The sequence below is a fragment of the Ralstonia sp. A12 genome, from assembly GCF_000801955.1.
Taxonomy (GTDB): Bacteria; Pseudomonadota; Gammaproteobacteria; order Burkholderiales; family Burkholderiaceae; genus Ralstonia.
On sequence record NZ_JSZO01000009.1, the window covers coordinates 12,822 to 24,783 of the forward strand.

Consider the following 11,962-nt stretch of genomic DNA (forward strand, 5'->3'; position numbering starts at 1 on the left):
TGAGGAGAACATCATGCGCGCAGTGATCTCGATGTGTCTTGGGCTGCTGGTCGCCACCGTGGCGGGTTGTATATGGGTTCCGGATGGCGGCTATCACGGGGGTGAACGGCACGGCGGTTATGAAGGCGACCACTCAGAATCCCGCGATCACGATCGTGATCACCGCTATTAGCCCGCTTGGCATCGGCCTTTGATTCACCCAAGCAGCACACCTGGGCGTAACAACGGCCCGCGTTATGTACGGTACCGCGCTGACAAGGGCTCACCAGCACACTACGGTGGGGCCAGGAATGACTGCGCACCTGCACATTTCCGCATCCCGAGGCAACCGCACGAGGGTTTCCATGTTCAGTTCGTTCAACTTGGCAAACGGAAGGCTTGAAATACGCACCACGCAGCAAGACGACCGACGATGGTTTGCCGAATATCGCTTCACACCCAATGGTGGACACGCCACCGGCTGGGCCAAGGCTGCAATCCCGGAAGGGTTCATCTCCGCTGAACTCGCATTCAGCGCTGGAATACTGTTAGGGCAACAACGCGCTGAACTCGCGAACTGAAGTTGCTTGGCGACATCAGACTTTGTTGATGCGCGTGCAGCGCTGTGTGCCTTGGAGTGCGTGCGGTGGCGCACGAGGGCTGCATGTTCGCGCAGCCGAACAGCCGTCATGCTGAACACGGCCTAGCCCACATTCATCGGCAGCAACACCATCTGCTTGCCCTGCGTATGCAAGCGCGTCTGAATTTCCAACGGCGTCTGGTTGTGCAGCCACGCCGTCAGGAAGTTGACCTGCCGGAAAATCAGCTTGCTGGCAAAGCACACGCTGTTCGGAAACTCCTCCATGGTGGTCTCTGCCAGCTTGGTGAACTGCGCTACCGGATTGGTGCCGAAGGCGATCCGGCAATCGGCTGCGTCGCCATGCCGGCGGCATTGCGCCACGTAGTAGTCGAGCGAGGTAGTGATGGTCTGGCGCAGGCGTTCCAAATGCTCGGCGCCGTCGTAGCTCTTGGCGTCGACCTCGCCCACGGCCAGGAAGATGAAGTTCTTGAAGTGCCCCGGAAAAAGCCGGTTCACCCACAGCAGCGCATGCATGCTGGCGCCCCGGTGCTTGCCGACCAGCAGGATGGCGGTGGGCAGGTTGGGGTCGAGTTTGGCGGGTGCTGAGGCGTCGTTCATCGCAGGCGCCTCTCCTGGGAACAGGGCATCCTCCTTGGCGATTTGCGCTCGGATCTCGTCGTAGTGGCGCTTGATCAGGAAGCACAGCGCAATGACGGCGCTGGTGACCAGCACGGTCAGCCAGCCGCCCGCAGTGAACTTCTCAACCAGGGTGATGACCAGCACCGTGCTCGTCACCGACAGGCCCAAGGCAGACAGCGCAAAGTGCGCCCACCAACGTTCTCCACTCTTGCGCCGGCGCCACCAGTAGGTGCACAGACCCAGCAGCGACAGGCTGAAGGTCAGGAACACGTTGATGCTGTACAGCACCACCAGCACCGACACGTCGCCATGTGTCCAGAACAGGATGAACAGGCTCGCCACGCCCATCACGATGATGCCGTTCTGCCGCACTAACCGTGCGGATAGATCACGGAAGTGACGCGGCACCCAGGAGTCGTGCGCCATGTTGGCCAGCACGGCGGGGCCGTCGAGAAAACCTGTCTGTGCGCCGACCAGCAGCAGCCCCGCCTCGAAGGCCAGCACGGCAGCCAGCAGCGCACTGCGCGCAAACGACGAGCCCAGCCCCATGTGGTCAATCACGCTGCCGAACACCACGGCGTTGAGCGTCTGGCCCTCCACCGGCTTGGCGTGCCACAGCATGTAAAGCAGGATGATGCCGCCCGCAGTAAAGGCCAGCGACGTCGACATGTAGAGCATGGTGCGTTTGCCATGCGGCGTACGCGGTTCGGCCAGCATGTTGACGTTGTTCGACACCGCTTCCAGGCCGGTGTACGTACCGCCACCCAGCGAGAACGCGCGCATCAGCAAGGCCAGCATGACCAGCGGCCCGAGCGTTTGCGACATGGTGTGTGCCTCGCCCACGGCATCCGGCACCACGGCGGCCAGCCCGCTGCCATGGACCGCCACACCATAGACGATCAACCCGAAATGCAGCACCACAAAGCCGAGGAAGATGGGCAGCAGCACCAGAATCGATTCACGCATGCCCCGGAAGTTGAGCCCGGTCATCAGCACGATCAGCACCATCTCCGTGCCGAGCTTGAACGCCTGCGCGCTGACCGGCAGCAGGCTGAAGAAGGCATCGACCCCGCTGGCCAGCGACGTCGCCACCGTCAGCACATAGTCGACCAACAGCGCCGCGCCCGATACCAGCCCAGGCCGCGGCCCCAACAATGCCGTGGCAACGCGGTAGCCGCCGCCCCCGGTGGGGAACAGCTCAATGACCTGGTTGTAGCCGATTGCGATGATGAACACCGTTGCCGCCGTAGCCAGCGCCAGGAACAGCGCAAGCGGCGTGTGCTGCCCGAGTGCAAGAAAGGCCTCTTCCGGTCCATAGCAGGATGACGACAGGCCGTCTGCCCCAAGCCCCACCCAGGCGAGCAGCGGCGTGACCGCAATAGCGTGCCGCGTGCGCGGGTCCATTGGGTCGAGCGGCTTACCGACCAGTAGTTGCCACACGTTGGTCAAGCTGGCCATGGTGTCTCCCCGCTGCGGGTGGTGGCAGCGTGATCGGGCGGCTCTATCTACCCTGCGATGGGCAGCCCGTCTCGTGGTGCCGAGTAACCTCTTTTGCACAATCTAGTGCAACCCTGCGATCTATTCCACTCACAGATGATGACGCTGCCATGGCAATGCAGGTACGCGTCGAATCGGCACCGTTACCTGTCGCGACACTGTCCGTTTACGGGAATTTTGCAGCGCGGGCCTGCGTCTCTACGCGGTTTTGATGCCTGGCTGGCTACCCTTGAGTTGTCACCCACTACGCACGCGCAATGTGTCCACATCATGATGACTCTACTTGCCAGATGGCTGATGGGCCTGGGCGCCGTGGTCGCCATCGCTGGACTGTTCGTCACGCTCTATGTTGGTGAACGGCGCGCATCGGGGCGCGATGGCCGCACGCTGGAGCACGGCAAGGATGCGGCAGAAGGGTCGAGTTCAGCGGACCTCTCCTGAGGGTGTTTGCCCGGCGTAGACAAAGACCACCTCGCGCTGTTCCTCCAGTGAGGGGCCACAAAGCGAAATGCTTTATGCCCTTCAGTGCCTCGGTATGAAGGTAGCCACCGTTCTCTTCCCTGAAAGGGATACCGAGCGCCTGGCAATACAGCCTGTGGCTTGCCGCCGCGTCACGAACAATCGGGCCAAAGCCAGCGATGAAGAGGACGGTCGTGCTTGTGGTCGCTCTGCGGTGCGATGCAATGTGATCAGGGGGATTCAGCGCGCATCGAACATGTCGGCGAGCAACGCCCACCGCTCATGATCTCTCCACTCTCCGTTGATCCGAAGATAGCGCGGTGAAAAGCCTTCCTTCTGGAATCCGACCCGGCGCACCAGGCCGATCGACGCTTCGTTCTCGGGCTGTATGTTTGCTTCCAGTCGATGTAGCCCAAGGTCATTGAAGGCATAGAGCACAGCCGCCCGCAGCGCCTCGGTCATCGACCCTTTCCGACTGAAGTTCGACATTCCGTAGTACCCGAGGTAAGCGCTTTGGAATGCGCCAGCAACGATCTCGTTGAGATTGACGACACCAACGATCTGCCCGGAAACCCGTTCTCTGGCAATCAGTCCGACGTTTGGCCCTGCCTCGCAACGAGTGAACCACGCATCGAATCCTGTCTGATCCGTGAGCGAGGTGACCCACGGGAGGTGGTAGTCCTGATTCGCGCGATTGGCGGAGATCAAGTCAGTGGCATCGGCGCGGGTTGCGCGAGTGAGTTGGATCGAACTCATGGGTGCGTTGGTGGGTGCTGATGGAAAGGTAACGCCTGTTCTGCGGCTTGAATGATGAGAGCCCGATGTGCCTGCTGCGGAGCCGAACACGGCTTCTCGACACCATCGTGACGTCTCGTGCGGTCTCGGGGCAGTGGTGCGCCCAGTCTCCCTTCACTCGACGTGCTCTTCAAATTGGTTGAGCCGCCTCATAACAGCGGGATTGGCTTTATACCGTCGCTTCAACGCGGCAAGACGCTTGTCGGTGCCGGCACAGTAAATGTCAAAGCTGTCCAGAAGAAATTCCCTTCGCTCAACCTGTTCCGGGCTGTCTCCCTCGGCTGGCTCCCCACGGAAGTGGTCGCAGGTGTTCCGCTCCTGAATGAACGCTCTGACCTCCGACGGGACGCGCTGTGGGGTTAGTGCGCTTGCGTGCGACGACGCCGACAGGAGGATGAGGCAGCCGGAAAACTTCAATGCCATGTTCATGTGAGTACCAGTTGCGTTGAGCACTTCTCGTGACAGCCATACGGCTTCAATGTGTAATCCGCCGAAGCGCAGTGAGCCCGACCATAGCCCCCGACAAGGCCTCAAACCTTCGACACGGGCTGCAGCTCCCACATCGGCTGGTAGTTCATGATCGGCCGCTCGAACATGCCGCCCTTGTCGATAAAGGGCTTGCCCGAATCCAGCATCGGCTGGAACGTGTCCAGTTGCTTCGCCGCGTCCAGGTCAGTCCACAGGCTCACGTTTGACAGCGACGATGTCGCTTCATCCTCGCCCACATAGAAGGCGATCAATCCGCGCATTGCCTCGATACCGGGCCGAAGCAGCGTTTCGAGATCGTTCATCATCTGCCGCATTTCGGCAAACTGGTCCGGCGGGCACCGGAGAATCGAGACTCTGACGACTGGTTGCATTGGAAGGTCCTCTCATCAGCGTGCGTTGAAGGGTAGATCGAGTTGCCCACGCCCGGAGTTCAGCATCTGACATGCCCTGCTCTGAACGCGGAGGGTTAAACCTAGGAACACCGCGCCCGAAGTCCCAACGCATCAAGAATGTTTCGCTCATACGTTGGCCACGCTTGCGCAGAGTTCTCAATGGCGAGTTTGGCTCCGGGGAGTTGCTGAAAAAGCTGATCGGTTAGTGCACGGTAGTCGCGATACAGCGCGATAAGCCCTTCCAATCCTGTCAGGCGTCTGCGCACGCAGTAAGGTGCCGCAAGCTTCCAGTTCACTTGGTACTCGACCCATTCCTGACCACGCTCTGCGCAAACAGTGCGAATGGCACGGTCAACCTCTTCCTGCCACAGATACAAAACAAAGGGATTCAGCGGGGCAATGATCTTCGTCAACGCCCGCACATAGTTGGCGATCAGCTCGGTCTCCGCCTCCATCAACAGCAGGTGTGTGAGATCGCCATGGAACAGTTGGCCGTCCATCACCGGAATGCGGCGCTCGGCCTGCACGTCCTGCACGAAGGCGCTCCATCTCGCCAAAGCACGCTCTGCGAGATGCCGCGGTGTTGCATCACGCCACGGTTCGAACCAGTGTTCAAGTTCATCCGTCGCCCGGACTGGATGTGGTTCTGTTCGCTCGTGAATTGGGAGTGCCTGCTGCCCCGCGTCATACAAACGCTGTGCAATCAAACGCATCGTTGTCGACTTACCCGAGCCCATGATGCCCTCGACAATGACCAGCCCATACGGGCACTCAACCTTCTTTCCAGAGGAGGAATGACCATCGTAGTCGGTCGGCATTGAGGCGATGTGATGTGTCAAAGCGAGGTACCTGCCTGACGAACAAAACGCGCCATGGAGAGATCCGCAATATATGACCCGTCTGGCAGTCGTATGCGCCGCTCGAACCGGCCCTCTTCTACGAACCCAAAGCGTTGGTACAAGGCAATGGCGCGGGCGTTGGTTGCCCTGACTCGAAGCTCCACCTTTTCCACGCGCGGCTGGCTTTCCGCCCATTCCATGAGTGCGGTCATGAGCGCCGTACCGATTCCGCAGCCCAGGTGACCAGGATGGACAACGATCGTGAGGCTAAAGACATGAGAGAGCGCGGTGAGCGTCATCGGCTCCAGAAGCGCGTGGCCAACCGGCGCTCCACCACTTTCTGCAACGAGATACACCCCGTCTTGCTCAAGCAGTTCGATCTTTCGTTCGAATGCCTCAACCTGCAGTTCGTGAGGCCGTGACACCAGCAGCCCTGGAGTGAGTGCGGTGGCTTGTTCTGCGGCGCACAGCATTGCGGCATCACCTTTAACTACGCTTCGAATCGTGGTTGGTTTCTTCATGTCGGCGTGGAGTGGAAGGCTGATACCACCACATCATTAGCGCGGCAATCGCTGCTGTACACACCGCAGCAACGACATTCCATCGAGGGGCCAAGGCGAGCAAACCGGGCAATTCGTGGGTGGAACCGCTGAGAAGACAAACGGCCAAGGCTAGGCCCAACGGGATCGGGACAAGCATGATGGTTGCAGGCGCCAGAATCGGGGTGAAGACGGTCGTGAAGAGTGCTGTTCCTGCAAGCACCCGCACGCCGCGCGCAAATCTGGATGCGGATGCGGCAGCCGCCGCCCCCACAGAATAGGCGACGAGCACAACGTCGAGGATTAACTCAACGGCTTCCAATTGCGCGCACCCAACGCTACTGCGCGAGGAATTTGACGATGGCACTCACCGTGGCCTGCGTCTGCTCCTCCATCAACCAATGCCCGGCATTGGGAACGACCAACTCTTGCACGTTGGTGGCGGCATTGCGCATGACGATGGCCTCGTTCGCGCCGAAGGACTTTTCACCGCCAATGGCCAGCACCGGCATGGTCAGCTTGGTGGCAAGGGATTTCTGGTTGTCCTCGGCGTCCTGCGGAATCGACAGGAACTGCGCAAACGCGGAATGCATGGCGCCCGGCTTTGCATAGAGGCGGGCATAGTGCACCCGGGTTGCCTCGTCGATCTTCGAGCGGTCTCCGGCAAACTCATTCCAGAACCGATCCAGGTAGATCCGCTCGCGGCCTTTCACCAGCCGTTCCGCATCGGGGCCGCCGAACGAGAAGTGCCACAGCGCAGGCGAGCGGACAATCTGCTCCCACGGTGGGACGCCCGGCACCGGCGCGTCCATCACAACCAGCCGCGTTGTCTTGTCCGGATAGCGCGCTGCATAGGCAAAGGCGACCATGGTGCCAATATCGTGGCCAACCACGTCGGCCTGATCGATGTTCAGGTGCGTTAGCACGGCCCGAATGTCACCCGCCTGCGTGCGCTTGTCATAGCCACCGTCCGGGTGCGACGACAACCCCATGCCGCGCAGATCAGGAACCACCACGGTATGCGTGCGCGCCAACTCGGTGGCTAGCGGCGCCCACATATCACCCGTGTCGCCAAACCCGTGCAGCAACACCACCGCCGGCCCGCTGCCACCGACGCGTACGTACAAGGTCGCGCCGTCGGTCTGGATGTTCTGGTGGTGAAAGCCCGGCGGATACGGCTTCACCTGCGCTTGCACAGGGTGCGTGAGGGCGAGCATGAGCGCAACGGCTGCAAACAGTTTTCGCATGGGGTTCTCTCTTGGGGGCGGAGTGGCCGGGGTCGATGGGGAAACGGCACGCTGACGCTGAGCGGGCCGCGTGACAACGCGCTACGCAAACCTCGTCAAGAGTAGTACGCGCCACGCTGGGTGCAAGCGTGGTGGAGAGGGGGGCATCGGCCGTACACAACGGCTAACTTGCCTTGCCATCCAATACAACTGCACGCAGTGATGCAGCAAAACACCCACACCAACTTTCGATCGACTGTTCCATGCGCGTGGAACCATGGAAAATCGCCGTCAAATCCCGCCCGCGAACCTGCAGCTTAGGCATGACAGAAAAAACCCCCTCGGAGACCGCTCGGCACGCCCTCAAGCTGCTGGCCTCACGCAGGTTGACCCCCACGCCGGACAACTTTGCCTCGATCTACTATGAAATCTCCGGCAACAAGCCCAACGGCCACACCCTGGACGCGGAGCGGATGGCTCTGGTGCGGGAGTTGTGCGAACAGCTCGCACGCACGGTTGAGTACTGTCTGCCTGCGCTGGGCGATGACAACACCACGATCGGTCCCACGGCCCGGGTGCTGATCAAGGCCTGCCGCTCAGAATCGGAGACCATTGGCAGCCTGAACACCAAGCTGGCGACGTTCAACCACCGGCTATCCCTGGCGGCGGCAGATCAGAGCGAGATCCGCAAGTCGTTGCTGAATCTGCTGCAGCTCGTGTTTGAGAACATTGGCGAGCTGTCGCTGGATGACCGCTGGCTGCGCGGGCAGATCGATGCCCTGATGAAGGCCAGCGAGCCCCCCGTGAGCCTGCGCCGGCTTGAAGACGTGCGGCGGCGCCTCAAGGAGGTGATCCAAAAGCAGGGCGCGTTGAAGGCGAAGTCGCTCGAAGCGCAGGAAGAAATGAAGTGGCTGCTGGCCTCGTTCATGGAGCGGCTGTCTTCAGCAGCGGAAAGCTCCGGCGAGCACCACCGCCAGATGGAGGCGTGCGCCAAGAAGATCGAATCGGCCAAGACCATCGCCGACATTGCGCCTGTGATCCAAGACGCGCTAGCGGCCACGCGCTGGATGTCCCTCGTCTCAGCGCGCCATCACGAAGAACTGTCGGCGATGAGGAAACGCGCCGAAGATGCCGCCGCCGAGGTGGCGAGGCTCCATCAGGCGCTCGACCTGGCATCGGCATCGGCGCGTCATGACCTGCTGACCGGCGCGCTCAACCGCAAGGGCCTGGAAGAAGCGCTGGCGCGCGAGGTGGCCCGCGCCGCGCATCTGAAATCGGCGCTTTCCATCGCGTTCCTGGACATCGACAACTTCAAGTCGATCAACGACGCGCATGGGCATAGCTTTGGCGACGATGCCCTGTCGCATCTGGCCCAGGTGGCGCGCGAGGCGATGCGCCCCCAAGACACGCTCGCACGCTTTGGCGGCGAGGAGTTCGTCATCCTGATGCCCGACACGTGCCTGGAAGACGGCGTGCAAGCCATCGTCCGGCTGCAGCGTGCGCTGACCCAGCGCTTCTTTGTGGCGGGCAGTACGCGGCTCTTCATTACGTTCTCGGCGGGGGTTGCAGAACTTGCGAAGGATGAAGCGCCCATGGACGCGATCCAGCGGGCTGACCGAGGCATGTATCAGGCCAAGCGTACGGGGAAGAACAAGGTGGTTGGTGCGTGAGGTGCAAGCCGTGATCACTGAGACTTCTGTCCACGCCGGATCAAGCTGCGGTTCCTGCGACAGATAGCAAAGGCCCAGGAGCAGAAGCAGAAGCAGGGCGCACCCACCGGCATTGCTGCAACGCACGTCCATACAACCATTTCAAACGCCACGTGTCGCGCCAGGTGGCGTGTAGAGTCATCGCATCTCCGCCCCAGGATCTATGCGATACACCATGAATACAGTGCGCCTCCCCGCTGCGCCCAGCCAACTGGTGCTTGAACACGGTCTGCCGGCGTTCGGCATGTATGAGGGGATCGTGGAACAGGTGGACTGGCTGCCGCTGAAAACAACGCTCTACCAGCGGCTGACCCGCAAGCTGCATCACAAGCGTTGGCAATATGCCGCCATTGCGCATCCTGATTACTTCATCGGCGCGGCGATTGTTGATGTGGGGTGGACTGGCACGGCGTTCGCCTACCTGTTCGACCGGCAACGCCGGGAAGTTGTCGGTGCGACAAGCGCAAATGGATTGCCGGGTCTGTCCGCAAAGATGGAAGACCGCGCCTTTGGTAACGCGTCTTTCACGGCCGGGAGTTGCCGCATGGCCTTCCAGCGCAAACGCGATCACCTGACCCTGAGCATTCAGTCACCCAAGCTGCGGCTGACTGCAGACATCCAACTGGCTGGCATGCCGCCCGTGCTGGCATCCATTGCCCCCGCTAACTGGCTCGCGCACTCGACGCACAAGAGCGGCGGGCTGAAGGTCAGTGGCACTGCCGATTGCCCGCACAAACGCTATGCGCTGGATGGCGCCGTGGCATCGCTGGACTACTCGAACGGCCTGCTGGCAAGGGAAACGCATTGGCGCTGGGCGAGCGCGCACAGTCGTGAAATGGGCTTCAACCTGCAGCAGGGGTATATGGGGGATGCCGAAAACGCCGTATGGCTGCATGGCAAGTTGATCCGCGTCGGCGCGGTTGAATTTGATTTCGATGCGAAGCAGCCGCTGCAACCGTGGCACATCCGCAGTGCCAATCGTCAGGTCGACCTGACATTCACACCGGAAGGCGCGCGCAGCGAAAACAAAAACCTGCTCATTGCAGCGAGCCGTTATATCCAGCCGATCGGCCATTTTGATGGCGAGATTGTGGATCCGGACACGGGCATCCGGCATGTCGTGCAGGGGCTGCCCGGCGTGACGGAAGACCACACCTCGCGCTGGTAACTTGGACGGGGTTGTCACGCGTCGGTCACCCGCGCAACTCAGCCAGAATCTGCTCCGCGAGAAAATCGCAAGGCGGCCGCCCAGACCGGGCACTGCGGGCGAGAACCACCTCCAGATCATCCAGCGGCGGCAGCCCTTCGTTCTGCGATAGCTGAACCAGGTGTGCCGGCACGCTGCATCTGGCGAGCGGCGCGATGGCAAGCCCGGCCTCAACCATGCTGATCAGGCCGAGCAGGCTGGGGCTTTCGTACGACATCCGATATTTGATGCTCTCCCGCTGCAGCGCGCTGATGGCATAGGCGCGTGCCGTACTGCCCTGCGCAAACACGGCGATGGGGAGCGGGCGCTCCTGCCACACCTTCCGTGCGGGCGACCCGGCCCACACCATCGGCTCGTAGCGGACGAATTCGCCGGCAATGCCTTTCGTTTTCGTCATGCAGGCCAGGTCCAGCGTGTTGTCTTTGAGCAGTGGAGCGAGCGCGCTGCTGGGCAAGCCGATCACCCGAATCTCGACACGCGGATGCGCCACCGCAAACTTGCGCAGCACCTGCGGCAGCAACGACGAGGCGTAGTCGTCCGGCACGCCGATCGTGACGCGGCCCTTGATCTCGGGGCGCACAACGGAGGCCCACGCCTCATCCCGCATCGCGAGCATGCGGCGGCCATAGTCCAACAGCGTTTTGCCTTCTGCGGTAATCACCACGCTGCGGGTGCTACGCACGAAAAGCGGCTTGCCCAGCGCGTCTTCCAGCGCCTTGATCTGCATGCTCACCGCCGACGGCGACCGATGCACGGACTCCGCGCCGCGCACAAATGATCCCGTCTCGGCAACGGCCACCAGCATCTCAAGCACATCCAGATCGAGCTTCTTCATGTTCGTCAGAAAAGCTGAGGAATCGATTCAGTTTAATTCGTTTTACTGGATCAAATGCGAATCCGATACTACGACCCATAGGCACTTGGAGGAGCCCACGAACATGCAGGGTGCGGGGTCGATTTACGGCTTTCTGGCAGTTGGCGGCATGCTTGCCGTCACACCGGGGCCGAACATGGTCTACGTGATGTCGCGCTCGATTGCGCAAGGGCGCACGGCGGGGTTGATCTCGCTCGCGGGCGTCATGCTTGGCTACCTCTTCTACATGTTTGGGGCGGCGTTCGGCATTACGGCGTTCTTCCTGAGCGTGCCGTATGCGGGCAGCGTTCTGGGGGCGGTAGGCGCGGTCTATCTGTTCTATCTGGCCTGGCAGGCAGTGCGGCCGGGCGGCCGCTCGCCGCTGGAGGTTCGCGATCTGCCTCGCGAGCGGCCGCGCCGGCTGCTGGTGATGGGCGCAACAACCAGCCTGTTGAATCCCAAGCTCGCGATGATCTTTCTGTCACTGCTGCCGCAGTTCATCGATTATCAGAACGGCAGCGTTCTCAAACAATCGCTCGCGCTTGGCGCGTCGCTGATCATCGCGTTCGCTACGGTCAACGGCTTGGTAGCGATCTGCTCCGGCAGCATGGCGACGCTGCTGGCGCGCCGCCCCGGGCTGTTGCTGGCGCAACGCTGGGCGATGGGCGTTGTGCTGAGTGTGCTGGGGGCACACATGGGGGTTGATGCGTTGAGGCTGGCGGGAGTTTATTGAGCAGCGTGTGGCGGTAGGCTGAGCGT

The 11,962-nt window shown here is 61.5% G+C and carries 14 protein-coding genes; 6 read left to right on the forward strand and 8 right to left on the reverse strand.

Going from position 1 to position 11,962, the window contains the following annotated elements; all coding sequences use genetic code 11:
- Window positions 1-13: 13 nt before the first annotated feature.
- The gene (locus PI87_RS29075) at window positions 14-172 is read left to right on the forward strand and encodes a hypothetical protein (RefSeq protein WP_157003130.1); all 159 of its coding nucleotides are present in this window, start codon (window positions 14-16) and stop codon (window positions 170-172) included.
- A gap of 172 nt (window positions 173-344) precedes the next feature.
- Window positions 345-560: a hypothetical protein gene (locus PI87_RS29080; RefSeq protein ID WP_157003131.1), complete on the forward strand. Its 216-nt coding sequence runs from the start codon at window positions 345-347 to the stop codon at window positions 558-560.
- Between the two features lie 122 nt (window positions 561-682).
- Here the strand turns inward: PI87_RS29080 and PI87_RS13275 are convergent, their stop codons facing one another.
- Window positions 683-2,656 carry an APC family permease gene (locus PI87_RS13275; protein ID WP_039598196.1) on the reverse strand — a complete coding sequence of 658 codons (1,974 nt, stop codon included), beginning with the start codon at window positions 2,654-2,656 and terminating at the stop codon, window positions 683-685.
- Between the two features lie 309 nt (window positions 2,657-2,965).
- Between PI87_RS13275 and PI87_RS29085 the strand changes: the two genes are divergently transcribed.
- On the forward strand, window positions 2,966-3,136 hold the full coding sequence (locus tag PI87_RS29085) for a hypothetical protein (protein WP_157003132.1): 171 nt from the start codon (window positions 2,966-2,968) through the stop codon (window positions 3,134-3,136).
- Between the two features lie 258 nt (window positions 3,137-3,394).
- On the opposite strand, the gene PI87_RS13280 is transcribed toward PI87_RS29085, so the two are convergent.
- The 6 genes from PI87_RS13280 to PI87_RS13305 form a co-directional block, all read right to left on the reverse strand.
- Entirely contained in the window at window positions 3,395-3,910 is a 516-nt protein-coding gene (locus PI87_RS13280; RefSeq protein ID WP_039598197.1) for a GNAT family N-acetyltransferase, read from the reverse strand.
- Window positions 3,911-4,063: 153 nt separating this feature from the next.
- Entirely contained in the window at window positions 4,064-4,378 is a 315-nt protein-coding gene (locus tag PI87_RS13285; protein WP_052321527.1) for a hypothetical protein, read from the reverse strand.
- Window positions 4,379-4,479: 101 nt separating this feature from the next.
- Complete coding sequence (locus tag PI87_RS13290) at window positions 4,480-4,743, reverse strand: hypothetical protein (RefSeq protein ID WP_232313996.1); 264 nt, start codon at window positions 4,741-4,743, stop codon at window positions 4,480-4,482.
- A 167-nt stretch (window positions 4,744-4,910) separates the two neighbouring features.
- Entirely contained in the window at window positions 4,911-5,648 is a 738-nt protein-coding gene (locus PI87_RS13295) for a hypothetical protein (RefSeq protein WP_232313997.1), read from the reverse strand.
- Window positions 5,649-5,665: 17 nt separating this feature from the next.
- Window positions 5,666-6,190, reverse strand: coding sequence for a GNAT family N-acetyltransferase (locus PI87_RS13300; protein WP_039598199.1), 525 nt, complete (start codon window positions 6,188-6,190; stop codon window positions 5,666-5,668).
- Window positions 6,191-6,546: 356 nt separating this feature from the next.
- Window positions 6,547-7,455, reverse strand: coding sequence for an alpha/beta fold hydrolase (locus tag PI87_RS13305; protein ID WP_039598200.1), 909 nt, complete (start codon window positions 7,453-7,455; stop codon window positions 6,547-6,549).
- Between the two features lie 302 nt (window positions 7,456-7,757).
- Here PI87_RS13305 and PI87_RS13310 point away from each other — a divergent pair, with 302 nt between their 5' ends.
- Together PI87_RS13310 and PI87_RS13315 are read left to right on the forward strand one after the other, a co-directional pair.
- Window positions 7,758-9,104 (forward strand): GGDEF domain-containing protein, encoded by a 1,347-nt coding sequence (locus PI87_RS13310; protein WP_039598201.1) that lies wholly within the window; start codon window positions 7,758-7,760, stop codon window positions 9,102-9,104.
- 214 nt (window positions 9,105-9,318) lie between these two features.
- Window positions 9,319-10,311, forward strand: a complete 993-nt coding sequence (locus PI87_RS13315; protein WP_052321528.1) for a DUF2804 domain-containing protein — start codon at window positions 9,319-9,321, stop codon at window positions 10,309-10,311.
- 25 nt (window positions 10,312-10,336) lie between these two features.
- Here PI87_RS13315 and PI87_RS13320 read toward each other — a convergent pair whose 3' ends face one another.
- Window positions 10,337-11,185 (reverse strand): LysR substrate-binding domain-containing protein, encoded by an 849-nt coding sequence (locus PI87_RS13320; protein ID WP_039598202.1) that lies wholly within the window; start codon window positions 11,183-11,185, stop codon window positions 10,337-10,339.
- A gap of 103 nt (window positions 11,186-11,288) precedes the next feature.
- On the opposite strand from PI87_RS13320, the gene PI87_RS13325 reads away from it, so the two are divergent.
- Window positions 11,289-11,936 (forward strand): LysE family translocator, encoded by a 648-nt coding sequence (locus PI87_RS13325; RefSeq protein WP_039598203.1) that lies wholly within the window; start codon window positions 11,289-11,291, stop codon window positions 11,934-11,936.
- The last annotated feature ends 26 nt before the right edge of the window (window positions 11,937-11,962 follow it).

What these genes read in the sequence shown, in the direction of transcription:
- PI87_RS29075 (WP_157003130.1), top strand. Translation starts at nt 14, where the DNA reads ATGCGCGCAGTGATCTCGATGTGTCTTGGGCTGCTGGTCGCCACCGTG.
- PI87_RS29080 (WP_157003131.1), top strand. Translation starts at nt 345, where the DNA reads ATGTTCAGTTCGTTCAACTTGGCAAACGGAAGGCTTGAAATACGCACC.
- PI87_RS13275 (WP_039598196.1), bottom strand. Translation starts at nt 2,656, where the DNA reads ATGGCCAGCTTGACCAACGTGTGGCAACTACTGGTCGGTAAGCCGCTC.
- PI87_RS29085 (WP_157003132.1), top strand. Translation starts at nt 2,966, where the DNA reads ATGATGACTCTACTTGCCAGATGGCTGATGGGCCTGGGCGCCGTGGTC.
- PI87_RS13280 (WP_039598197.1), bottom strand. Translation starts at nt 3,910, where the DNA reads ATGAGTTCGATCCAACTCACTCGCGCAACCCGCGCCGATGCCACTGAC.
- PI87_RS13285 (WP_052321527.1), bottom strand. Translation starts at nt 4,378, where the DNA reads ATGAACATGGCATTGAAGTTTTCCGGCTGCCTCATCCTCCTGTCGGCG.
- PI87_RS13290 (WP_232313996.1), bottom strand. Translation starts at nt 4,743, where the DNA reads ATGATGAACGATCTCGAAACGCTGCTTCGGCCCGGTATCGAGGCAATG.
- PI87_RS13295 (WP_232313997.1), bottom strand. Translation starts at nt 5,648, where the DNA reads ATGCCGACCGACTACGATGGTCATTCCTCCTCTGGAAAGAAGGTTGAG.
- PI87_RS13300 (WP_039598199.1), bottom strand. Translation starts at nt 6,190, where the DNA reads ATGAAGAAACCAACCACGATTCGAAGCGTAGTTAAAGGTGATGCCGCA.
- PI87_RS13305 (WP_039598200.1), bottom strand. Translation starts at nt 7,455, where the DNA reads ATGCGAAAACTGTTTGCAGCCGTTGCGCTCATGCTCGCCCTCACGCAC.
- PI87_RS13310 (WP_039598201.1), top strand. Translation starts at nt 7,758, where the DNA reads ATGACAGAAAAAACCCCCTCGGAGACCGCTCGGCACGCCCTCAAGCTG.
- PI87_RS13315 (WP_052321528.1), top strand. Translation starts at nt 9,319, where the DNA reads ATGAATACAGTGCGCCTCCCCGCTGCGCCCAGCCAACTGGTGCTTGAA.
- PI87_RS13320 (WP_039598202.1), bottom strand. Translation starts at nt 11,185, where the DNA reads ATGAAGAAGCTCGATCTGGATGTGCTTGAGATGCTGGTGGCCGTTGCC.
- PI87_RS13325 (WP_039598203.1), top strand. Translation starts at nt 11,289, where the DNA reads ATGCAGGGTGCGGGGTCGATTTACGGCTTTCTGGCAGTTGGCGGCATG.